At 47.7% G+C, this 21,827-nt stretch carries 22 protein-coding genes and 1 riboswitch; of the genes, 6 read left to right on the top strand and 16 right to left on the bottom strand.

The window, feature by feature from the left end:
• Positions 1-7 precede the first annotated feature (7 nt).
• The 3 genes from trhO (at position 8) to EGC76_RS09715 (ending at position 1,821) form a co-directional block, all read left to right on the top strand.
• Positions 8-937 carry an oxygen-dependent tRNA uridine(34) hydroxylase TrhO gene (gene trhO, locus EGC76_RS09725; protein WP_128352805.1) on the top strand — a complete coding sequence of 310 codons (930 nt, stop codon included), beginning with the start codon at positions 8-10 and terminating at the stop codon, positions 935-937.
• An 81-nt stretch (positions 938-1,018) separates the two neighbouring features.
• Positions 1,019-1,492 (top strand): Dps family protein, encoded by a 474-nt coding sequence (locus EGC76_RS09720; protein ID WP_128352804.1) that lies wholly within the window; start codon positions 1,019-1,021, stop codon positions 1,490-1,492.
• A 131-nt stretch (positions 1,493-1,623) separates the two neighbouring features.
• Complete coding sequence (locus EGC76_RS09715; protein WP_128352803.1) at positions 1,624-1,821, top strand: DUF3185 family protein; 198 nt, start codon at positions 1,624-1,626, stop codon at positions 1,819-1,821.
• Between the two features lie 80 nt (positions 1,822-1,901).
• On the opposite strand, the gene EGC76_RS09710 is transcribed toward EGC76_RS09715, so the two are convergent.
• The 6 genes from EGC76_RS09710 to ubiD all read right to left on the bottom strand — a co-directional run bounded on the left by EGC76_RS09710 (position 1,902) and on the right by ubiD (position 9,082).
• Positions 1,902-3,227, bottom strand: a complete 1,326-nt coding sequence (locus EGC76_RS09710) for an MFS transporter (protein ID WP_128352802.1) — start codon at positions 3,225-3,227, stop codon at positions 1,902-1,904.
• Between the two features lie 26 nt (positions 3,228-3,253).
• Positions 3,254-4,033 carry a phosphotransferase gene (locus EGC76_RS09705; RefSeq protein ID WP_128352801.1) on the bottom strand — a complete coding sequence of 260 codons (780 nt, stop codon included), beginning with the start codon at positions 4,031-4,033 and terminating at the stop codon, positions 3,254-3,256.
• Complete coding sequence (gene pnuC, locus EGC76_RS09700) at positions 4,015-4,581, bottom strand: nicotinamide riboside transporter PnuC (protein ID WP_128352800.1); 567 nt, start codon at positions 4,579-4,581, stop codon at positions 4,015-4,017. The genes EGC76_RS09705 and pnuC overlap by 19 nt, the downstream gene beginning before the upstream one ends.
• A gap of 13 nt (positions 4,582-4,594) precedes the next feature.
• Positions 4,595-6,673 carry a TonB-dependent receptor gene (locus EGC76_RS09695; RefSeq protein WP_128352799.1) on the bottom strand — a complete coding sequence of 693 codons (2,079 nt, stop codon included), beginning with the start codon at positions 6,671-6,673 and terminating at the stop codon, positions 4,595-4,597.
• A 57-nt stretch (positions 6,674-6,730) separates the two neighbouring features.
• Positions 6,731-6,852, bottom strand: a riboswitch (TPP riboswitch).
• A 25-nt stretch (positions 6,853-6,877) separates the two neighbouring features.
• Positions 6,878-7,576 (bottom strand): NAD(P)H-flavin reductase, encoded by a 699-nt coding sequence (fre, locus tag EGC76_RS09690; protein ID WP_128352798.1) that lies wholly within the window; start codon positions 7,574-7,576, stop codon positions 6,878-6,880.
• A gap of 39 nt (positions 7,577-7,615) precedes the next feature.
• Positions 7,616-9,082 carry a 4-hydroxy-3-polyprenylbenzoate decarboxylase gene (ubiD, locus tag EGC76_RS09685; RefSeq protein ID WP_128352797.1) on the bottom strand — a complete coding sequence of 489 codons (1,467 nt, stop codon included), beginning with the start codon at positions 9,080-9,082 and terminating at the stop codon, positions 7,616-7,618.
• Positions 9,083-9,188: 106 nt separating this feature from the next.
• Here ubiD and EGC76_RS09680 point away from each other — a divergent pair, with 106 nt between their 5' ends.
• Entirely contained in the window at positions 9,189-10,178 is a 990-nt protein-coding gene (locus EGC76_RS09680; protein ID WP_128352796.1) for an endonuclease/exonuclease/phosphatase family protein, read from the top strand.
• Position 10,179: 1 nt separating this feature from the next.
• Here the strand turns inward: EGC76_RS09680 and EGC76_RS09675 are convergent, their stop codons facing one another.
• The 4 genes from EGC76_RS09675 to trxA form a co-directional block, all read right to left on the bottom strand.
• Entirely contained in the window at positions 10,180-10,719 is a 540-nt protein-coding gene (locus EGC76_RS09675) for an Lcl C-terminal domain-containing protein (RefSeq protein WP_128352795.1), read from the bottom strand.
• A 15-nt stretch (positions 10,720-10,734) separates the two neighbouring features.
• On the bottom strand, positions 10,735-12,309 hold the full coding sequence (locus EGC76_RS09670; protein ID WP_128352794.1) for a Calx-beta domain-containing protein: 1,575 nt from the start codon (positions 12,307-12,309) through the stop codon (positions 10,735-10,737).
• Between the two features lie 149 nt (positions 12,310-12,458).
• Complete coding sequence (gene rho, locus EGC76_RS09665) at positions 12,459-13,724, bottom strand: transcription termination factor Rho (RefSeq protein ID WP_128352793.1); 1,266 nt, start codon at positions 13,722-13,724, stop codon at positions 12,459-12,461.
• Between the two features lie 231 nt (positions 13,725-13,955).
• Positions 13,956-14,282: a thioredoxin TrxA gene (trxA, locus tag EGC76_RS09660; protein ID WP_128352792.1), complete on the bottom strand. Its 327-nt coding sequence runs from the start codon at positions 14,280-14,282 to the stop codon at positions 13,956-13,958.
• A gap of 88 nt (positions 14,283-14,370) precedes the next feature.
• Here trxA and rhlB point away from each other — a divergent pair, with 88 nt between their 5' ends.
• On the top strand, positions 14,371-15,651 hold the full coding sequence (gene rhlB, locus EGC76_RS09655) for an ATP-dependent RNA helicase RhlB (RefSeq protein WP_128352791.1): 1,281 nt from the start codon (positions 14,371-14,373) through the stop codon (positions 15,649-15,651).
• A gap of 9 nt (positions 15,652-15,660) precedes the next feature.
• Positions 15,661-16,578 carry a Ppx/GppA family phosphatase gene (locus tag EGC76_RS09650; RefSeq protein WP_128352790.1) on the top strand — a complete coding sequence of 306 codons (918 nt, stop codon included), beginning with the start codon at positions 15,661-15,663 and terminating at the stop codon, positions 16,576-16,578.
• A gap of 16 nt (positions 16,579-16,594) precedes the next feature.
• Here EGC76_RS09650 and hemB read toward each other — a convergent pair whose 3' ends face one another.
• Genes hemB through tatB form a run of 6 tightly spaced genes read right to left on the bottom strand, consistent with a single transcriptional unit; the run spans position 16,595 to position 21,826 of the window.
• Positions 16,595-17,596: a porphobilinogen synthase gene (gene hemB / locus EGC76_RS09645; RefSeq protein WP_128352789.1), complete on the bottom strand. Its 1,002-nt coding sequence runs from the start codon at positions 17,594-17,596 to the stop codon at positions 16,595-16,597.
• 19 nt (positions 17,597-17,615) lie between these two features.
• Positions 17,616-19,409 (bottom strand): sensor domain-containing diguanylate cyclase, encoded by a 1,794-nt coding sequence (locus EGC76_RS09640; protein WP_128352788.1) that lies wholly within the window; start codon positions 19,407-19,409, stop codon positions 17,616-17,618.
• Positions 19,410-19,416: 7 nt separating this feature from the next.
• A complete protein-coding gene (locus EGC76_RS09635) occupies positions 19,417-20,196 on the bottom strand; it encodes a TatD family hydrolase (RefSeq protein WP_164876828.1) in 780 nt (259 codons plus the stop codon).
• Between the two features lie 21 nt (positions 20,197-20,217).
• Positions 20,218-20,757, bottom strand: coding sequence for a hypothetical protein (locus EGC76_RS09630; protein ID WP_128352786.1), 540 nt, complete (start codon positions 20,755-20,757; stop codon positions 20,218-20,220).
• A gap of 3 nt (positions 20,758-20,760) precedes the next feature.
• Positions 20,761-21,504, bottom strand: a complete 744-nt coding sequence (gene tatC, locus EGC76_RS09625) for a twin-arginine translocase subunit TatC (protein WP_128352785.1) — start codon at positions 21,502-21,504, stop codon at positions 20,761-20,763.
• Positions 21,497-21,826 carry a Sec-independent protein translocase protein TatB gene (tatB, locus tag EGC76_RS09620; protein ID WP_128352784.1) on the bottom strand — a complete coding sequence of 110 codons (330 nt, stop codon included), beginning with the start codon at positions 21,824-21,826 and terminating at the stop codon, positions 21,497-21,499. The genes tatC and tatB overlap by 8 nt, the downstream gene beginning before the upstream one ends.
• Between the last annotated feature and the right edge of the window lies 1 nt (position 21,827).

Raw genomic sequence — 21,827 nt, 5'->3', positions numbered from 1 at the left:
ATAACTGATGTATATTTGCGCTGCAATGTATAAGTTCGTTGAGTTTAATGCGTTTGAAGCATTCCGCGAACCGCTATATAACTGCATGATTGAAAATGAAGTTAAAGGTACTTTGCTGTTAGCTCGTGAAGGCATTAACGGTACCATCTGCGGCACCCGAGATGGGGTCGACAATGTACTGCGCTTTATTCGCAGCAGCGATGCGTTTGCCGATATTGAACACAAAGAATCTCCGAGCGACAAGCAAGCGTTCTATCGCACCAAGGTAAAACTTAAAAAAGAAATCGTTACCATGGGTATCGACTGGGTTGACCCGAAGAATGTGGTTGGCACCTACGTTGAAGCGAAAGACTGGAATAGTCTGATTCGCGATCCGGAAGTGTTACTCATTGATACACGCAATGACTATGAATTTGCCGTGGGTACCTTTGAAGGTGCGATTAACCCAAAAACAGACTCATTCCGAGAATTCCCGCAATACGTTAAAGAACACCTTGATCCGGATAAGCACAAGAAGGTTGCCATGTTCTGTACCGGCGGTATTCGCTGCGAAAAGTCCACAGCCTACTTGAAATCAATCGGTTTTGACGAGGTTTACCACCTAAAAGGCGGCATTCTTAAATACTTAGAAGAAGTTCCCGAAGAAGACACAACCTGGAACGGCGATTGTTTCGTATTTGACCAGCGAGTCACTGTCCGGCACGGCCTGCAACCAGGTGATTACGATCAGTGCTATGCTTGCCGTATGCCCATTACGGAAGACGAAAAGCAATCCGAACACTATGTGAAAGGTGTGAGTTGTCCGCACTGTCATGACAAAACCACTGCTGAGCAAAAAGAGCGTTTTGCCGAACGTGAAAAGCAAATTCAATTGGCAAAGAAACGCGGCGAAGCGCATATCCGTGATGGCAAAGTCGATGAGCTTAATCGGGTTTAATCATTGCTACTTATTACTTGAATTGGTCTATACTGAACCTCAAGTACAAGTTAGAAATCAAATCCAAACAAGGAGTTAAACATGCAACAGTTAAACGTGATTGGTATGGACCAACATCATGCTGAGCAATTGGCAGAACGCTTAAATCAGCTATTGGCCAACTACCAAGTGTTTTACATGAACACGCGCGGCTTCCACTGGAATATCAAAGGCCAAGAGTTCTTTGAATTGCATGCTAAGTTTGAAGAAACCTACAATGACTTGTTATTAAAGGTCGACGAAATCGCCGAGCGTATATTAACGCTGGGGCAACGTCCTCTTCATGCTTATTCCACTTACATTAAGGCAAGTGAGATTCAAGAAGCAAAAGACATTCATGACGGTAAAGCCTGTGTTCGTGAAATTCTCGACAGTTATCGAATCGTGATTCGTCTACAACGTGAAATTCTTGAACTTGCTGGTGAATCGAATGATGAAGGTACATCCTCGTTGATGAGCGATTACATTAAAGAGCAAGAAAAAACTGCTTGGATGCTAACCTCGTACCTTGGTTAATCACTGCTACGAGCTCATTGAAAACCGCGCCCCATTCGGCGCGGTTTTTTTATGCTTTTCGCAAATTGCAGGAAGTTTGCTATGCTGATTAAGTAGTAACTTAATCCATGAAAATAAAAAGGAAAAATACTATGAACAAAGTCATTGGAATCGTTCTACTGGTGGTCGGTGTCATTTTGTTATATTTCGGCTGGGAAGCATATAATTCTATGGCTTCTGAAGCGTCTCAGGCTGTCACCGGCGAAACAACTGACGAAGCAATGTGGTACTTAATTGGTGGCGCAGTGGCTGTTATCGTTGGCTTGTATGGTGTAATTCGGGGTAAATAATCGACCGAACGATACCCTAAGAAGTTAATCTGAAAAAGGCGAGCCAAAGTGACTCGCCTTTTTCATTTATTCTTGCTGAGCTAGTCGTGCTGAACATTGGGCAAGCGCAGCGCTCGAACTGCTGCAATAGCGCCTAACACAATCAGTAAACCTACAACAGCTTCGACACCGGCGTAAGTTTCCAATACCCCCAGTAAAATACCGAGCAATAACACCACACCAATGACAGTATTTGAAACCGCCGTGAATTGTGCTCTGGTTTCCTGTGTGGCCATATCAATCAGATACGTTTTACGACCTACCCGTGCGCCATGATGTGCAACGGCGGCCATAAAAATCAGAGCGCCAGCCAACCCTTGCTGCGCCAAATAGTCCGGTTTCCAAATATAGAGCGCTAAGGCAACCGCCATAATTAATGTCGCTAAGCATGCGGCTGCTGCCATGACGTGGTGGCTGGCACTATCAGACCAACGCCCCCAGAATCGGCCAGCTAGCATACCGGCTAAACCGCTCGCCAACATCAGCCCACCGAGCCCGGTTAAACTGCCATCGCCACTGCGCTGAATCATGACCACAATATAGGGTATCGCAAATGCCGAGGCGACCAACAGTGCGCGCGTAAGTACAAATTGACCAAAATTCTTATCGGTCCATAGCAGGCGAATTGACTTTAGTGCCTCAACCAGAGCATTGCCGCCACCTTCGGTTGCTCCTGGCACCTCCGGTACACGAGCATAAATAAGTGCCGCAATTAGCCACAATGCAGCCGCAAAGCTCAGTAGCACCATGAATACCCAGGCTTCACCATCGCGTTCTGTGTTCGTTACTTCGGGGGCGAAAATAATCACCAGCGCGGTTACTAACGATAGTGAACCTGCAATCGATGCCGCCAGACCAGACAGCCTTCCCCGACGGGTCTTGGAAATAGTTTTGCCTTGTACGTCTTTAATAGCAACCGAGCACACCCCACGCGACAAACTAAACAGCGCGAGAAGAATCACAACCGCCCAGCCGAGCAATACCCCTTGGGTTATTAAGATAGCGACAACCATACCGACCAAAGCCAAGGCTTGGCCGATACTACCCACCACCCAGAACCATTTACGCACCGGTGTTTGGCGCATTTGTTGCGCAATAAATAGCTGGGGCAATAAAGCGAGCGATTCACGCAACGGAACTAAGGCACTAATAAAAATACTCGGGGCACCAAGCGCGGTAAGCATCCATGGCAATACCAAGCGTGCACTAACCAGCGAGTCACCAAGCTTCGTTAACGTTAATGACCACAGGTGTGCCAGAAATGCTTGGGGCTGGTCATTACAGGCACTCTCAGGAATATCCTTACAAACTCGAGCATCCTCATCCTCAGCTAAATAGCCGTACATACGATCGGTTAGCTTGGACATGAAGTCTCCTTGTTTGTTAAACCCGACTAGTGATTGTGCTGCAAGTGATGATGCAATTCATACCAGAGCTGGCTGATGGTGTTGGACAGCTCGAGCCAGTTCTGCAATACGGCGGTATTGATTCGCTCCCCAGAAGCACCTTCGTAAGCATTGATAAATGCACGCTGCTCAGTGCGTTCTAGCTGATTAACCTGAATGCAGTTTGCTAAATCAAAATAGCGCTCACCTAAACCAGCATATTCCCAGTCAATAACAAGGGCCGGCTTACTTAAAAACACGTGATGGAAAGCTAAATCGTTATGGCAAAAAACCGGATTGTTCCCAAAGCTATCTAATAACTTTCGCTGTTGCTGCAGGCGCTTCTCAAACTGACGCGCACGGTCAGGTTCAAACTGTGCAAGATTGTCGCAATAACGCTGCACACGGGTTCGCAAAGACCAAACGGGCACTTCCACTTGCAAACGATGAATATGCGCACTGATTTCACCTAAACGCTGAATTTTAGTGCCAAGCGATTTTTTGTCATGGGACAAATCAGGGGTATCAATGAATGCTTGCAGCATTAAACCTTGCACCGGGTCATAATGAAGCACTTCCGGTGCCACTCCATGCTCGGCTAACTTTTGCTGCACAGCCACTTCTTGATCACGATCTAAACCGTAGGGGTGATCAAAGCGGAAATGCTTTAGTACATACGTACCGTTGGTTGCCGTTATTTTATACACATCATTGGCGACACCACGCAGCAAAGGCTCCGTGTTCATCACACCGTGTATTGGTAAATTCGTTAACCAGTGCTGCTGCATAAATCCTTTTGACTCCGCCGCCAATTCCACATGGCGTATACTATCAACAATACATAAATGGCAAAAAGCCCGCTGGTTTTTTCAAACCCTTTAATGGCATACAAGTATATATATACGCTATCAATAACTAACCAATAGAGCCAGTTAGAAAATAATTTTCGGGTCAATAACCAGGTTGCAAACAAACTATACACGGTTGTAAAACTGTCCAACCAAACTTGATCAGCGTCTGTATAGAGGGTTAGCAACCACGCACAAAGGCTAGCAATTAATGCTAGCACTATAATCGCAGCGCCATGCCAATACCACGAATATTCCATTTGCTCACTGGCTGGTGCCTGCGCCACACCGTACCGCCATTGCCACCAGCCATATACGGCCAGAACAACGTAAATAGCCTGCAGCCCTGCTTCCATATAGAGCTGCACACCAAACATTAAGTACGTATAGATTGCACAACTGATTGCACCTGCAAGCCAGCACCACAGCGATTGGCGCGCAGCCAACCACAGGTAAATAAGTGCAAATACAATAGCGGTAACTTCCATTTAAAATGCCCTATTACATACTGTAATCAAAGGTGATGCCGAATCGGCGTGGCTCGCCCCATTGTACATAGGTGGTCGGCTCATACCCATCGCGTGGGTCATTACCAAAATAAAACCCACGGGTTGCGTAATCTTCATCGGCTAAATTGCGCCCCCATAACGTGATACGCCACGCATCAATCTGCCAGTTCAAGTTTGCATGCAGCAGAGTTAACTTATCACTTTGGCTGTTGTGAGAATCCGAAAAGTAAAAGCTGTCTTTGGCATCCACCTGAATACTTGCCTTCAAACTATCTGTGATCTGCCAATTTAACCCAGTATTGACTTGATAGCTTGGTGCCTGCGCTTGCTCACGCCCGGTCATATCAATCCCGTCTTCGGTGATAAAACCACGAATTTCACTATCGAGCAAACCAACGTTGGCAAACCACCATAACGACGGCTGAATTTGCATATTCAACTCAGCCTCAATGCCCCGCGTTGTCCCTGCCGCAGCATTTTCGATATACCCCACAAACGTTTGGGCGCGATTTACCCAGCTTTTCAACTGCACTTGATCTCGATTTTGATTAAATGCCGCCAAGTTTAGCGACAGCGTGTCGTCGCTATTGATAAATTTATAGCCCACTTCAAAACTTTCTAAATATTCTGGTGCGAACGTGGCGCGCTGCAATAAAAAGGTTTCAAGTTCGGGGTTGTCCGTTACTTTTCCGAGTGCGTCGCCATTTACACCGCCTGTTTTATAGCCTTGTGACCACGTGACATACCATAGCTGGCCTACTTCAGGGGTGTAACTCACACTGACCCGGCCACCTGCCATGGTATTTCGTGGCTGCGCGTTTACGGCGTTGGTATCGCTATATTCGTTACGATAGCGCTCTAAACGCAAGCCCGTGGTCAGCTTCCAGCGCGGATTAAAATAGTGCGTTAGTTCGCCATACAAGGCATTACGCATACTGTCATAATCGCTAACAAAACGATCTTCCGCACCTAAATCCCAATTCATAAATTCGCGCTCAAGAGTTTCGTCACGCTGCAAGTGGTACCAGCCAACAACCCAGTCGGTTGGTAACCCAAACAAATCAAACGGCGTGTTACTTAACCACCGTATATCCAACGTGTGATCAAGGCGGTCGCGCCAATAGGCGTCAGTTGAAGAGTATTCCCAGCCGGGCGCAATGCCAACATAACTCCAATCCTCGTCATAACTGTAGAGCGTATCTGCACTAAGAGCACTGTAACTAACGCTCGTCTGGTGAGTATCCGCGCCGCTGTATGTTAATTCAAAGCGCGCAGCTTGCAGGCTTACATCATCCTCACCCGGCTCATCTGAATAGGTTTCACGGGTATTGTCTAACGAAAATGCGTCGTAGCCATTGTTTTGGCGGTAGGCATGCAAGGTACTACGCAGCTGCCAGTCAGCACTTAGCTCTGTCCACACATTTAAACGTGCTATACGTTCTGAGCGTGCTTGTGTGTCATCACGATTTAGATAAATATTGTCAGTGAAGCCATCATCACGCTGTTGATACACACTAAGTCGCACTCGACCAAACTGAGCAACCTCACCACCTGCGGCGAAACCACCTTCCAGAGCGCCATAATTTGCAGCCCCCAGTTGCCAAAAGCCATCGAAATCGGTGTTAGGTTGTGTGCTTTCAAGCACCAACATACCCGCCATACCGTCAGCACCAAAGCGACCACTTTGTGGCCCGCGATACACTTCCACTTGGCTAATATCGAATAACTGTGCGGCTTGGCCTAGGCCACTGTAATTGATGCCATCGATTAAAATACCCACCGATGGATTAATTGGGTCAACAAACTGACTGCGCTCACCGATGCCACGAATTTGCATAAAACGTGCGCGCGAACTGCCGCTCGAAAAGTTTAAATTGGGAATAACATTGAGCACGTCTTCCATGTGTGTGCCGTGGCGTTGCCCCATTACATCGGCCGTTAATACGGACACGCTGGTGGGTGCTTCATTCACATAAAGCGAGCGGTACTGACCTTGAACAGCAATACGTTCAATGGGCTCATCGGGAGAGATTGCGGCTAGCGCTACTAAACTTACAACAGTTGAAATCATGGATCATTTCCTCAAACACAGGGTCAGAAATAATCCGGTCGGGCAGGTTTTAAAATGGAGTATGATTGCTACCATCCCTACGCCAGTATTAACCGGATCAGGTGCAAAGGGTTTGCAAATTGCATCTCAGCCATCTGGGCATCATATTCGATGTCGCTGTGGCACCCCTTGGTAAAAATTGCGCGGCGAGTATAACAGAACTGTTTAGATAAACGCCAGTGCATCGCCGTAAAGTTGTGAAAGCGGTAAACCTTGTGCATGAAATGCATCGCGAATAACACGCACCATTTCAAACCGCCCCGCTACATAAATATCTGCTTCATTCAGATCTGACTGTTCAGCCATAACTGCGTTATGCACTAATCCTTGAGCGCCATGCCACGTTTCAGGTGCTTGCTCTACAACTGGGCAGTAATGCATGTTCGCATGTTGGTCAGATAACTTTTTTAACTGCGTATCAAGATACAAGTCTTCTGGTTTACGGCCACCCCAATATAAGGTTATAGGCCGCGTCGAGTTGCTGCGCAAATGCGCCTGCAAAATAGACCATGTATAGGAAAAGCCTGTGCCACCGGCAATTAATATTAGTGGGCGCTCACTATCCTCGCGATACCATGCATTTCCTAAAGGTACCTCAATACGCACCTCGCCAGTAGCGCGCATTTTATCAAGTACTTCCATCGCATAACGGTTGTCAGCTGTTGCGCCAATGTGTAACTCAAGTTGCTCCGTTTTCGACGGGCAGGATGCAATTGAAAACGGACGCTTATCACGTTCGCCCATAATGACCTGCGCATACTGGCCGGCCAAAAACTCAATCGGCTCTGGCAAAGTCAGCAAAACACGAAACACCGATGGCGTTAAATTTTCAATAGCAGCAACACGGCACAGCAGCTCTTTCATAACAACAAATAATCCTTAAATTAACTCATTGGTGTGCAATTAGAGAATGTTCAAGCTATCCCAAATCTCGTCGACACGTTGCTTGACCTTGGGATCCATCACAATCGGAACGCCCCACTCCCGATCAGTTTCGCCGGGCCACTTATTGGTTGCATCCATACCCATTTTCGATCCTAAACCAGAAACCGGTGATGCAAAGTCCAGATAATCGATTGGTGTATTCTCTATCAGAACCGTATCACGGGCCGGATCCATACGGGTAGTCATGGCCCAAATAACATCCTTCCAATCGCGAGCGTTCACATCGTCATCACAAACAATCACAAATTTGGTGTACATAAACTGGCGCAAGAAGCTCCAAACGCCCATCATGACGCGTTTTGCGTGCCCCGCATATTGCTTCTTCATGGTCACCACAGCAACCCGATACGAGCAACCTTCCGGCGGCAAGTAAAAATCAACGATTTCAGGGAATTGCTTTTGCAACAAGGGCACAAATACTTCGTTGAGCGCGACTCCCAAGATGGCCGGTTCATCGGGTGGCCTGCCAGTGTAGGTACTATGGTAAATCGGCTTATCGCGCATGGTCATGTGTGTCACGGTGAATACCGGAAACGCATCAACCTCGTTGTAGTAACCTGTGTGGTCACCATAAGGGCCTTCCGGAGCGGTCTCGCCTGGGGCGATATAGCCCTCAAGAATAATTTCAGCATGCGCCGGTACTTGTAAGTCATTGCTCAGACACTTGGCCACTTCCGTTTTACCGTCACGTAACAAGCCCGCAAACGCATATTCAGACAAGGTATCTGGTACTGGCGTTACCGCGCCTAAGATAGTTGCTGGGTCAGCACCCAGTGCAACGGCCACCGGGAAATTCTCACCTGGATGTTCGCGTTGCCACTCTTGGAAATCAAGCGCGCCACCACGATGCGATAGCCAACGCATGATTACCTTGTTCTTGCCCAGTAGCTGTTGCCGGTATATACCGAGGTTTTGACGCTCTTTATGCGGCCCACGGGTAACGGTAAGTCCCCACGTTATCAACGGCGCTACGTCACCCGGCCAGCAATGCTGAATAGGGAGCTTAGTGAGATCAACATCGTCGCCAGTAAACACTATCGACTGACATGGCGCCTTTTTTAATTGCTTGGGCGACATGCTTAAAACTTTTTTATACATCGGTAATAAATTCAAGGCATCGCGAAAGCCTTTCGGCGGTTCTGGCTCTTTCAGAAACGCCAGCAACTTACCTACATCACGTAAAGCCTCAACCGACTCTTGCCCCATACCCAAAGCGACACGGTCGGGCGTGCCAAATAAGTTGGCCAATACCGGAATATCATGTCCTTTAACATTTTCGAACAACAGCGCTGGCCCACCAGCCTTTAGCGTGCGGTCAGCAATTTCAGTCATTTCAAGGTAAGGATCGATTTCTTGTTGAATGCGCTTTAATTCACCGCGCTTTTCTAACAATTGAATGAAATCGCGTAAGTCTTGATATTTCACGCTGGCTCTCGCTTTGATTAATCAATTACCAATAAGTAAGCGCGCAGTATAAATGTTTTTGATATAGTTTTCAGCGCTGACTCGATGAACATATAGGGATATCGCCATGCTGGCGTTTTGGATCATAGCTGCTGTTACTGGATTATTAGCTCTGACGAGCCTATTACCCCGCTCAAATCGCACCGTATGGTGGGTGCGGGTGTGGGACTTTCCCCGTTTGCAACAAAGTGCTGTCGCCTTAATCTTATTGATTACTAGTGCATTTTTCCTGCCCGCCGACGCCTACAGCACTTGGTTATTGGTGAGTATTCAACTGTTATGTGGCGCCTGGCAGTTCTGGTGGATTTTCCCCTACACACCCTTTGCTGCACGCACCGTGAAACGTTACAAACGTAAGCGGGACGAAAAGAAAGTGGACGAACACATTCGTTTATTGACCGTTAATGTATTGGAGCACAATCGCCACGGTGTAGCACTTACACAGATTATTAATAACAACCGTCCGGATGTCATTGTAGCCGTTGAAACTGACGAGTGGTGGGAAGATCAATTTCGCGACATTGAGGACGACTTGCCGAATGTTGTGCGCCGACCGCAAAACAACTTATACGGAATGATGGTCTATTCGAAATGGCCCGTTACCAACCTTGAAGTTACTGAACTTGTGCAAGAAGGTGTTCCTTCTATGCATTTTGACTTACAGCTGCCAACACGCACCATTCGTATGCATTGTGTGCATCCTGCGCCGCCAAGCCCAACTGAAAATGAAAAATCAAAACAACGTGACAATGAACTCATGCTCGTGGCTAAACGCGCTCGCAACGAACAAGGGCCCGTTATTGTCACCGGTGACCTCAACGATGTTGCGTGGTCGAAATCCACGCGGGCGTTTTTGCAAGAAAGCCAGTTACTCGATCCGCGTATGGGCCGTGGCATCTACAATACCTTTCACGCAAAAATTCCGATTATGCGATGGCCTCTCGACCATGTATTCCATAGCGACCATTTCATGCTGGTTGAGCTCAAACGGCTACCGCCGTTTGGCTCTGATCACTTTGCCCTATTATCCGAACTTGCCCTAAAACGAGAAGAATAAGTTATCCAGCCGTGCGTACAAACCGGATGAAACGCGAAACGGCTGGGTTATCATTGAATTCACCACCATCATAGAAGTCAATATAACGGCCTATCGCAAGTGGCGCTGGGTCAACACCTTCAGCATCTGGTGTGTTCGTCCAAAATGGTGCGCTTGGAGTTTCAGGAAATACTTCAGTGCGAATGGCTGGGTCAAAACACGCATATTCAACCAAAGTCGCCAGCTCTTTTATGTTCGGTAGGCGCCAATCTGTTACGCCACCATGGCTAAAGTCATCTTGTGCGTTTAGCGCAACACTCCAGTCTGTTACCGCGGTCGGTGCGCCAGTGCAACTATTATTGCTTGCGTCATACGTTTGTCCATACAAACACAATGACCACGTTAAACCCGTACGTACATCAAGCACGGTGCCGTCGCGATTATCATAGAACTGATCAGGTGCAGTGTTTGGTTTAATCGACTCGTATTTACACGAAGCTTCTGCCACGCCTTGAAAGCCAACCACACAAGCTATTAGCGATAAGTAAGTTAATTTTTTCATAAATATCCTCCTTGATTAATCACTAACAGCGGGGTTACGTGCGGCACGAATACTGATGTAGTCGTTTTTATTACATAACATGCGTCGCGAATTTTCTATATCCCAGCACCACGCTGCCCCAGCGTTATCAGCTGCTGGTGAAGACGTCATGATTTTGGTTGAATTAAACTGCGCAACATCGGGGAAGTAATTCGCATCATAGGACAGTATCTGTCCAAACATTGAACTGCTCTGAACCTCGTTCACCGTAGGTAAACGCCAATCACTAAAGCCGCAGTAGCCCATTACATTAAGATAAGTTAGATAATTCTCGCTGGTACAGCCTGCTGAATAGTCGATAGGCCCACCCTCAATATTCGGAAACGCACACGTCGGTGCATTCCAATAAGTTTCATCAACATTTAATTCCAGCTCATATGGGCTTGCTGTGCCAGGATTGGTTGCATTATTGGCCGAATCGGAATTATACCAACGGTACAAATTCGCAGGATCATTCCAAGTACGAATGTAGTCTGGGCTTCCCCACACCGCAAAAACGGTTCCGGACAGGTTATCCCGTACACACTCAAATTCAACGGCATTGCGCGGCAACGCATTGCCATTAAAGTCCAATTTGGTGAAGTTTAAGTTGCCTTGGCCATCATCATCGAAACTCCCCTCCGCACCGGTGTCACGACCATAATCAGCATCCTGATAGTCATATCCTGCAGCAGGGGTTGCGGCATTATAATTGCCAGCATTGTAATAAGTGACATAGCCAGTATCTGCCAGTACTGCGTCACCAGAAATCATTACGGTAAGCGTACTTCGGGCGGCGTTGATAGCAGCCCCATCGGCATTATTTAAACTAAGAATAATAGTTTCACCACCTTCCTTTAAATCGTCCGCGAGCATGGTTAGTGGTATCTCGATTTGCGTTGCGAAAGCTGGAATGGAGAATGCTTGGTCGGCAAACGTGTAGTCGCTATCACGCGTTGCCGTACCGGCTAACCCAATATTAAAACTCACAGGCGTTTCTGAGGCTCGACTTAAACGGGCTAACACCTCCACTTCACCGGCTTGCTCTGACGTTTTAAATTGAGCTTGGCTAAATTGCACAGAAGGAATCGGGTCATCGTTTACAATTGTCACTTCAATGGATGAAGCACCCAATTCAACACCATCCGCTCCGGAAAAATTCACCGTAAACGACTTATCACTGCCGTAGTAGTTATTTGAAATTATCGGGATTGAAAATGACTTTGAAGTTTGCCCACTTGAAAATTCAAGTGAGCCAGAAGTGGAACGGTAATGCTCCGCCGCGAGGGCTGTGCCATTTTCCGTAGCGTAACTCAGCGACACGGTTGATTCGGGCACCTCAGATAGTGTGACAATAATTTCGGCTTGAACCGCATCATTGGGCGTTAATTCAGTAACTGAAACACTTTGCGAAGTCGCTACTGGCGTAGTTGTTGAACCGCCTCCGTCACCATCACCGCCGTTGGGATCTCCCCCAGGCGGCTGACCACTTTGGAACACTTCTCCGTCACCACAGCCCAATAAAGCCAGTGCTAAAACGGATGGAATGAATAAACGATTTATGCGCGCCATCTCAACAAATCCTTTTTATCGATTTAATGTTTTATCAACAAGTAATAACGATAAAAGGTTAAAGGCGCAAGTAAATTAACAATTTAAGCAGGGGTAAAACGAAGAGATTGCGACCTTACTTTTAAGAAAAAGTAAGGCCGCTACTTAACTTAGCTCTTTTGGCGTTTCATCGCCTCAAAGAATTCGTCGTTGGTTTTGGTCATCTGAAGCTTGTCGATGAGGAATTCCATCGCTTCGGTTTCGCCCATTGGGTGAACGATTTTGCGCAAAATCCACATTTTCTGAAGTTCTTCTGGGCTGGTAAGAAGTTCTTCGCGACGTGTTCCAGAGCGGTTGAAGTCGATAGCTGGGAATACACGCTTCTCAGCAATTTTACGGTTTAGGTGCAATTCCATGTTGCCGGTGCCCTTAAACTCTTCGTAAATGACTTCATCCATTTTTGAGCCGGTATCAATAAGCGCTGTTGCGATGATGGTTAAGCTACCACCTTCTTCAACATTACGTGCAGCACCAAAGAAACGTTTCGGCTTGTGCAATGCGTTGGCGTCAACACCACCGGTCAGTACTTTGCCTGAACTTGGAATAACGGTGTTGTATGCGCGCGCAAGACGCGTTATCGAGTCGAGTAAGATAACCACATCTTTCTTGTGTTCAACTAAGCGTTTCGCCTTCTCAATCACCATTTCGGCAACTTGAACGTGGCGGCTTGCTGGCTCATCAAAGGTTGAAGCCACAACTTCACCTTTCACCAAGCGATGCATATCAGTAACTTCTTCCGGGCGTTCGTCAATAAGAAGAACCATTAACACGCAATCCGGGTGATTAGCAGCTATTGACTGAGCAATATTCTGCAGTAACAAGGTTTTACCCGCTTTCGGTGGTGCCACGATAAGACCGCGCTGACCTTTACCAATCGGCGACGCTAAATCCAGCACGCGTGCGGTAATATCTTCGGTGGAACCGTTACCACGCTCCATCCGCAAACGCTCATTGGCGTGCAGTGGGGTTAAGTTTTCGAATAAGATTTTATTGCGGGAGTTTTCAGGCTTGTCAAAGTTAACTTCGCGGATCTTCAGGAGGGCAAAATAACGCTCGCCTTCCTTCGGCGGTCGAATTTTCCCTGAAACCGTGTCGCCGGTGCGTAAGTTAAACCGGCGAATTTGGCTCGGCGATACATAGATATCGTCGGGCCCAGCCAAATAGGACGAGTCGGCCGAGCGCAAAAAGCCGAAGCCATCTTGCAAAATCTCTAAGGCGCCATCGCCATATATGTCCTCACCACTTTTAGCATGTGCTTTTAAGATGGCGAAGATAATGTCTTGTTTGCGCATGCGCGCCATGGACTCGAGGCCCATTGTCTCGGCAAGCTGAACCAGCTCGTTGACAGGTTTGTTTTTTAATTCTGTTAGATTCATAGGGGGGTTATGACTTTTTTGGCCAATGGAAATAGTTAAAGTTTTTTAAGTTAAATCAGTTCGGGATTTGACTGCACGGGCGCCGGAAGGCTGGCATCCTGAAGAAAAGTTCTGCAGAGAAAAGTAACACTTAAATTGAAAAACGTCCAGTTTTTCAGCATTAATTGTGTGAAAGCACAGCAAAGGTTGTTGTGGATCAATCCCCAACAACCCGCTGCAACTGCTTAGTTTTTAGATGTTTTGTTCAATAAACTCAGCTAGTTGTGCTTTTGACAAAGCGCCTACTTTGGTGCCTGCAACTTCACCGTTTTTAAACAACAACAAGGTTGGAATACCGCGAATGTTGTACTTCGGTGGGGTTTGGTTGTTGTGGTCAACGTTCAGTTTGCCAACAGTGATGCGGTCGCCGTATTCATTTGCAATGTCGTCCAAGATTGGCGCGATCATTTTGCAAGGCCCACACCACTCGGCCCAAAAATCTACTAATACTGGCTTGTCAGAATTAAGAACATCGCTCTCAAAACTTTCATCACTTAGCTGAACAATTTTGTCACTCATGATAATCTCCGCTGCTGAATTCGCGTGAAATAATAAAACCCTATTATTTCTGTTTTTGAATGTTAGCGCAAACTGATATGCTTACGCCATGAGTAAAACACACTTAACAGAGACACGCTTCGCCGATCTCGACCTGCACCCGCAGGTATTGTCCGCACTGGAAAGTGCCGGATTTGAATATTGTACACCGATACAAGCATTGAGCTTACCGATTGCATTAATCGGAAAAGACGTTGCTGGCCAGGCCCAAACCGGTACTGGTAAAACGATGGCGTTTTTAATAGCAACGTTTACAACGTTGCTGAAAAACCCGCGTGTCGGTGATAAACGTTACCCGCGTGCCATTATTATGGCGCCGACGCGAGAACTTGCCATACAAATAGCCAACGATGCCGAATTGCTTGCTAAGCACTGCGACATGGAGCTTGGTATTGTGTATGGGGGCGAAGGTTATGAATCTCAACGGCAAAAACTTGAAGCCGGTGTAGATATCTTAATTGGAACAACCGGACGACTCATTGATTACTACAAGCAGGGTATTTATCAGCTTGATAAAATCCAAACCGTGGTGCTCGATGAAGCCGACCGCATGTTCGACTTAGGCTTTATTAAAGACATTCGCTACATGTTTAATAAAATGCCACCCCCAGGTGATCGCCAAAGCATGCTGTTCTCAGCCACGTTATCACAACGCGTTCAAGAACTCGCGTATGACCATATGAACTCACCAACAAAAGTTGAAGTCGAGCCACTTCGCAAAACCGGTGAGCGTATTACCGAAGAATTATTCTACCCGTCAAAACAAGATAAAATTAAGCTGCTGCTTACGTTAATCGAAGAAGACTGGCCAGAAAAAGCCATTATTTTCGCCAACACCAAGCATGTGTGCGAAAAACTCTACAATTGGCTGGAAGCTGATGGGCATCGCGTTGGTTTATTGACTGGCGATGTACCGCAACGTAAACGTTTAAAAATTCTTGAAGAGTTCACAGACGGTTCCCTCGACTTTTTAGTTGCGACCGATGTTGCTGCGCGCGGTTTGCACATTCCTGAAGTGAGCCACGTATACAACTACGACTTACCAGACGATTTTGAAGACTACGTGCATCGCATTGGTCGTACAGGTCGCGCCGGGGCTAGCGGTAAAGCCGTGAACCTTGCTTGTGAGGAGTATGTTTACAACTTGCCAGCCATTGAAGAGTACATTGGGCACAGTATTCCGGTAACGAAATACGACCCGACGGCCCTTCTCAGTGACCTTAAAACCCCTCGTCCAAGTCAGCGACGCTCGCCACGTGGTGGCCGCCGAAGTAGTGGTGGCAATCAGCAACGGCGCAGTGGCGGTGGTGGTCGTAAGCCGTCAAGGTAACGAAACGACATGACGCAGGACGCACGCTTCGCCGCAATCGATTTGGGCTCAAATAGCTTCCATTTGATTATTGCTACGGTGAAGCGTGACGGCGGTTACCGCATTTTGAGCCGGCATCGGCAAAAGGTGCGGTTGGCCGACGGTTTCAACACACATTTAGAAGTGAGTGAAGCTGCCATTCAACGCGGTATTGAATGCCTTAAAGGCTTCGCCGACAAACTTAAGAATATCTCCGCTGAACGTGTGCGCTGTGTGGCTACTGCCACGTTACGCAAGGCAACCAATCACGCACAAATATTACCCCGTTTCGAGCAAGCGCTCGGGCATGCAATTGATATCATCAGTGGCGAATGTGAAGCTGAACTGATTTATCAGGGCGCGACCCAACACCTGATCAACAGCGACAAAGCCGTTCTGGTGCTAGATATCGGTGGCGCAAGCACCGAAGTTATTGTTGGTAAAGGCACGCAACCTCAACACCTTGTTAGCCTCGATATGGGCTGCGTAACATGGCAAAACCGCTTTTTTCCAGCCAAAGTTATTAGCCGTGATGCCTGTGAACAAGCCATAGCAGCCGCAGGAGCGCTTATTCGTCCGCACGCCAAGCAGTTTGTGCAAGCCGGCTGGCAACACGTTAGCGGCGCTTCTGGAACCTTTCGTGCGCTACATGACATGAATGCCCGTTATGAGCAGTTACCTATGAGTGAAACGTGGTTGCGCGACGTATTAGCGCGCGCTATTTCACTTGGGCATGTGAAGAAACTCGGGCAACTTGGAATTCGGCGTGATCGGCAAGCCGTGTTTGTTGGTGGGTTGTGTATCTTGATCGCATTAGTGGAACATTTGAACATTCAGCATGTAAAAATTGCCGAAGGCGCGCTTCGGGAGGGCCTACTCATAAATATGCTGACCCGCCCGAACTTCTAGACCACATTCGCAGATGCTAGCTATTGCGCAATTGTTGCGCCGCATATTTGGCAAAATACGTCAAAATGCCGTCAGCGCCAGCGCGTTTAAAGCCTAACAATGACTCCATGATAACCGCTTCACTCAACCATCCATTCGCTATAGCGGCCTGCATCATCGCGTACTCGCCACTTACCTGATAAGCAAACGTTGGTACTTTAAAGGTATCTTTTACGCGTCGTACAATATCTAAATACGGCATGCCCGGTTTCACCATGACCATATCGGCGCCCTCTTCAATATCGAGTGCTACTTCGTGCAACGCTTCATCGGTATTGGCCGGGTCCATTTGGTACGTTTTTTTGTCGCCACCTTTTAGGTTACCCGCTGAGCCGACCGCGTCGCGAAATGGCCCATAAAAGGCCGATGCATATTTCGCGGAATAGGCCATAATTTGCACATGAATAAAACCATGTTCTTCAAGCGCTTCGCGAATCGCTCCAATGCGCCCGTCCATCATATCTGATGGCGCAACAACATCGGCACCCGCGCGCGCATGCGACAAAGCCTGGCGCACTAGAGCTTCGGTTGTAATATCGTTTTGCACATAGCCGTTATCGTCAATGATTCCGTCTTGTCCGTGGGTGGTAAATGGGTCAAGTGCCACGTCAGTAATGACACCCAGCTGCGGCACCGCAGCCTTAATCGCACGCACAGCGCACTGCGCTAGCCCATTGTCGTCCCACGCAGCGTCAGCTGTTAAAGACTTATCTGAAGCTGGAGTTACTGGAAATAGCGCGACAGCCGGAATACCAAGAGCCGCAATTTCTTGGCACTCAGCAACCAGCAAATCAATGGATAGTCGTTCCACGCCCGGCATGGAGGCAACTTTTTCGCGCGCTTGTTCACCGGGTAAAACAAACACCGGATAAATTAAGTCAGCGGCGCTAAGTTGATGCTCAGCCACCATGCGACGGCTGAAATCGTGGCGCCGTAAGCGACGCATACGGCGAAAAGGAAAGTGGCTGACATGCTGCATAGATTGTCCTTCGCTAAAGCTATGAACTTGACACTGAGCGTTCGCGCTCAGCAATAACCCGAATCTGGTCACGACCCGCGGCTTTGGCGCGGTACAAGGCCTCATCTGCGGTGGCTAATAATTGCGTGGGCTGATCATAGACGTCAGGGCTAGCAACCGCAACTCCAATACTCACGGTAATGTGCATAGGACCATGATCGGTATCAAAAGCATGTTCTCGAACCTTCTTGGCAAGGCTAACTGCCAAATCTCGTGCACCTACTTCATCAGTATCTGGGAGTAACAGGGTAAATTCTTCGCCGCCATAGCGGTAAAGGGTGTCGCTTGCCCGACGCAAATTACGTTTCAACAAATTGGACAGGTCAATCAGAATCTGATCGCCTAATAAGTGACCGTAACTGTCATTGAGCGCCTTGAAATGATCAATATCAAGCATCATTAGCGTCAAATTCGTACCGTTTCTGCGGCAACGACGAAATTCCCGTTTAAACTCTTGGTTCAAGAATCGTCTGTTGTATAAACCCGTTAAACCATCTTCATTACTACGCTGTTCCAGTTCTTGATTGGCTTTCTGAAGCCGAATCATCACCTTCTCAAGCTCTTCAGTACGTTGCGAAACCATATCTTCAAGCTGATGATTCATCTGTTCTTTTAAGGCGAGCTGCTCTTTGCGGCCATCATTGAAACGAATCGCCAATGCCCACGATAGCAATAACACTTCAAATGCCGAGGCCGCCATAATGGCATAGCGTTGCACAAATACGGACTCAAATAAGCCGAGGTAACCCAGCGCATTAATACAAATTGCTGCCAGTAACGCACTAAGCGCCAAGGTATATATTCGCCCATAAATAAGACCGCGCCGCCACAGCACAATGCCACTGCCAAGCAAGAACGTGGAGCAAACCACGGCTAAGATCAGTACAAATGGAATCAGCATTGCGTAAGGCAAGAAAAGACTGAGCACAAAGGTTAGCCCATAGACCATCATAAACCGGCGAAGCCACGTATGAATGGTGGAGCTGTGGATTTTAGTTTGCAGCACGCCCATGGTCACCAGCGTCGCGAACATGATCATGATACTGCCAATCATGGTGACGATTCGGTCTTGCAGCCATATCCAATTTGGCCATAAGTATTGGAAACCAACACCGTCAAGCCCTGCCATCAACAGGCCAATTGAAAGGGTGTACGCCGAGTAATTTAAAAAGCTAATGTCACGTGTGACAAGAAAGTTGAAAAGGTTATAGATAGCCATGCACAGCAGCAAACCGAAATAGAGCCCAGTAGCGGCTACTTGGTATTGATTTGCTTCCATAAATTCCAGTGGTTCCCATACTTCTAACGGGAAACGCAGCGAACTTTCGGTTCTTACCCGAATATATACTTCGTGTTCAGCATGAGTGGGTACCGGCACCACGAAGTTTTTGTTATGCACTGGGCGCGCGCTGAAAGGTTGCTGGTCGCCCATGTTGTAATGCCGAATCACTTCGCCTTCTTGCACGAAATAAGCATCAATACTGTCAAGCAACGGGTAGCCTAAATACAGAATACGATCAGCATCATTGGCGCCGACCTGAACGCGGAACCAATAAACTTCAGGTGTATACCCAAATGAAACGGCTTCGTTTTTTGGCACGGTTTGCCATTGCTGCAGGGGTGAGCCTATCAGTTGCTGAAGCGAGGTATTTTCGCTTTCTTGCTGATAGTAAATAGTCGGTTTAAGTGGTTCGGCTTGAACCACACTAAGCGCATCCCCAAAACACAACACCACCAGAAGCAGTAGCCACCGATGGATAGTTTTGATTGTCATAGCGTCCCTATTTTCTAAAAAAAGTAAGGCTGTTTTGCCATGTTAGGGCAGCAATTTCACTGACTTCCTGCTGTCGAAGCTGCGCCAAAAACTCACCAATTTTAGGTAAGTAACACGGTTCATTATACGAAGGACGCGGGCGGATATTGCGGGGTAATAAAAATGGAGCGTCAGTTTCTAATAGCAGACGATCTGCTGGAATGTCTACAACCGCATTTTGCAATTCCTGGCCTCGGCGTTCATCACACAGCCAACCTGTAATACCTATATAACAACCAAGTTCGAGGTAACGTGCAAGCTCTTTTTTTCCGCCCGTGAAACAATGCGCAACCATTCGCGGTATATCTTGCTGATAGCGTTCGAGTAATTCGCACTGCTGATCATGCGCGTCACGTTCATGCAAATACACGGGGAGTTTAAGTTCTGCGGCTACCTGTAACTGTTTTTCAAAAACTTCAAGCTGAACCGGCTTCGGTGAGTAGTTACGATTGAAATCGAGCCCGCACTCACCGATGGCAACAACACTCGGGTGACTAGCTAACTGCGTTAACTGATTAATAACGTCTGCGGGGGCTTCAGCTGCATCATGGGGGTGCACACCCACTGTTGCTACCAACTGCTCAGGAAAACGCTCACACAATGCGATTGCGGCAGCACTTTCCGATAGGTTGGTGCCAATGACCAACAGCTTATTCACCTGCGCTTGTTCGGCACGTTGTAACACGCCCTCAACATCGCGCAGTAATTTACCGTTGGTTAAGTTTACGCCGCAATCAAACCAGTTCATCAGCCCTATTTAACCCGCGTGCTATTTGATGCGTTTTACGCGTGTGCGGCGGTTGCCGTCGGTACGGCCGAGGAAGAAGTAACTTCCAAACAGGCCACGCTCTAAGTAATAGTCTGCGCTTTCATCAATATTAAAGCGCTCAGCACTTAGCTGTTCCCATACCTGGCCATCGGTGGTCTCAATCGTCAATACGCCAACTCGGTTCACCGAGTGGTTCGCGATTTTGATGGCAAGCCGATCGGCTTTTTCTTTTTCAGCTTCTTCGTCCGGAATATGTTCAAAACCAAAGTTATCACGCTGTGAAGTTGCTGGACGGTCTTTCTTGCCTGCCACGCTCTGGGCTCGCTCCGAGGCTGGTGTTCCCGCTACAGGGTTTGAAGCCACTGAGCTGCCTTTTACATTTGCCGCGACTTCATCAAAACAAACTAAACGTTGAAGGGCATTTTCAATGCTTTTACACGCGGCTAGGCGTTCATCTAAAGACTGCGCCTGCGCTGGAGAATTGGCACTCAGCAACACGCCAAGTGCAACTACTGAAGTAATAATTAACTGCTTCGTCATACATTAATCCTGGTTTTGTTCTGGTTCTGGTTTGGGTTCAGATCGATATAGACCCGCAATAAGCAAGCCAAGTTCAAAAAGCAGCCACATTGGTATTGCCAACAGTGTCTGTGAAATCACATCTGGTGGCGTTAATAACATTCCCACCACGAAAGCACCAACGATAATATAGGGGCGCTTACGGCGTAATGATGTAACACTGGTTGCGCCACTCCAGCAAAGTAAAATTATGGCAATTGGCGTTTCAAATGCAATGCCAAATGCCATGAATATAGTAAGTACAAAGTCTAAATAACGGGAAATATCTGTTGCAACAGTAACACCTTCAGGTGCTGCTCCGGCCAAAAATTTGAGCGCTAAAGGCAACACCACAAAATAGGCGAACGCAACGCCAGCGTAAAACAATAAGGTACTGCTTGCTAACAACGGCACGACCAAGCGCTTCTCTTTGCGGTATAGCCCTGGAGCAATAAACGCCCATAACTGCCACAGCAAATAGGGTACGGCAATGGCAATTGACACCACAAAGGCCAGTTTAAAGGGAGTGAAGAACGGTGTAGCGACATCCGTCGCAATCATACTCGAGCCAAGCGGCAAGCTTGCTAACATTGGCGCTGCTAGCCAATGGTAGAGGTCATCGGCAAAAGTCGCCGCTACCGCGAACACGATACCCACCGCGATAATACTGCGAAGTAATCGATTGCGCAGTTCAAGTAAGTGATCAAGCAACGGTGACTGACTACTCATGGCTGTCTTTGTCGTTTTTTTCAGGTTTTGATGCATAAGGCCGCTGAACTTGTTGTGCAGCGGCTTTTAGTTCCGCTACTGAGCGTTGCAGTTCCGGCGGCAACTTGTCCATATCCAATTGCTCGGCTTTTTGCAGATGCTCATGCAGCTCTTTTACACGCAACTCATGTTTTAATTCATTTTGCACATTGCTCGAGAATTGGCGCACTTTGTGCACGGTGCGTTGCAGCGCGCGCAGCGCCCCTGGCAACCGTTCAGGCCCCAGCACGACCAAGCCCATAACGGCGATCACGATGAGTTCCCAAAAACCAATATCAAACATG

It is taken from the genome of Pseudidiomarina gelatinasegens (genome assembly GCF_004025325.1).
Taxonomy (GTDB): domain Bacteria; phylum Pseudomonadota; class Gammaproteobacteria; order Enterobacterales; family Alteromonadaceae; genus Pseudidiomarina; species Pseudidiomarina gelatinasegens.
The sequence above is the reverse complement of the archived record's forward strand: the minus strand, read 5'-3'. Positions and strand labels throughout refer to the sequence as shown.

Bases quoted from the DNA above. Each gene is read 5' to 3' on its own strand.
- trhO (WP_128352805.1), top strand. From the start codon at position 8: ATGTATATTTGCGCTGCAATGTATAAGTTCGTTGAGTTTAATGCGTTT.
- EGC76_RS09720 (WP_128352804.1), top strand. From the start codon at position 1,019: ATGCAACAGTTAAACGTGATTGGTATGGACCAACATCATGCTGAGCAA.
- EGC76_RS09715 (WP_128352803.1), top strand. From the start codon at position 1,624: ATGAACAAAGTCATTGGAATCGTTCTACTGGTGGTCGGTGTCATTTTG.
- EGC76_RS09710 (WP_128352802.1), bottom strand. From the start codon at position 3,227: ATGTCCAAGCTAACCGATCGTATGTACGGCTATTTAGCTGAGGATGAG.
- EGC76_RS09705 (WP_128352801.1), bottom strand. From the start codon at position 4,033: ATGCAGCAGCACTGGTTAACGAATTTACCAATACACGGTGTGATGAAC.
- pnuC (WP_128352800.1), bottom strand. From the start codon at position 4,581: ATGGAAGTTACCGCTATTGTATTTGCACTTATTTACCTGTGGTTGGCT.
- EGC76_RS09695 (WP_128352799.1), bottom strand. From the start codon at position 6,673: ATGATTTCAACTGTTGTAAGTTTAGTAGCGCTAGCCGCAATCTCTCCC.
- fre (WP_128352798.1), bottom strand. From the start codon at position 7,576: ATGAAAGAGCTGCTGTGCCGTGTTGCTGCTATTGAAAATTTAACGCCA.
- EGC76_RS09680 (WP_128352796.1), top strand. From the start codon at position 9,189: ATGCTGGCGTTTTGGATCATAGCTGCTGTTACTGGATTATTAGCTCTG.
- EGC76_RS09675 (WP_128352795.1), bottom strand. From the start codon at position 10,719: ATGAAAAAATTAACTTACTTATCGCTAATAGCTTGTGTGGTTGGCTTT.
- EGC76_RS09670 (WP_128352794.1), bottom strand. From the start codon at position 12,309: ATGGCGCGCATAAATCGTTTATTCATTCCATCCGTTTTAGCACTGGCT.
- rho (WP_128352793.1), bottom strand. From the start codon at position 13,724: ATGAATCTAACAGAATTAAAAAACAAACCTGTCAACGAGCTGGTTCAG.
- trxA (WP_128352792.1), bottom strand. From the start codon at position 14,282: ATGAGTGACAAAATTGTTCAGCTAAGTGATGAAAGTTTTGAGAGCGAT.
- rhlB (WP_128352791.1), top strand. From the start codon at position 14,371: ATGAGTAAAACACACTTAACAGAGACACGCTTCGCCGATCTCGACCTG.
- EGC76_RS09650 (WP_128352790.1), top strand. From the start codon at position 15,661: ATGACGCAGGACGCACGCTTCGCCGCAATCGATTTGGGCTCAAATAGC.
- hemB (WP_128352789.1), bottom strand. From the start codon at position 17,596: ATGCAGCATGTCAGCCACTTTCCTTTTCGCCGTATGCGTCGCTTACGG.
- EGC76_RS09640 (WP_128352788.1), bottom strand. From the start codon at position 19,409: ATGACAATCAAAACTATCCATCGGTGGCTACTGCTTCTGGTGGTGTTG.
- EGC76_RS09635 (WP_164876828.1), bottom strand. From the start codon at position 20,196: ATGAACTGGTTTGATTGCGGCGTAAACTTAACCAACGGTAAATTACTG.
- EGC76_RS09630 (WP_128352786.1), bottom strand. From the start codon at position 20,757: ATGACGAAGCAGTTAATTATTACTTCAGTAGTTGCACTTGGCGTGTTG.
- tatC (WP_128352785.1), bottom strand. From the start codon at position 21,504: ATGAGTAGTCAGTCACCGTTGCTTGATCACTTACTTGAACTGCGCAAT.
- tatB (WP_128352784.1), bottom strand. From the start codon at position 21,826: ATGTTTGATATTGGTTTTTGGGAACTCATCGTGATCGCCGTTATGGGC.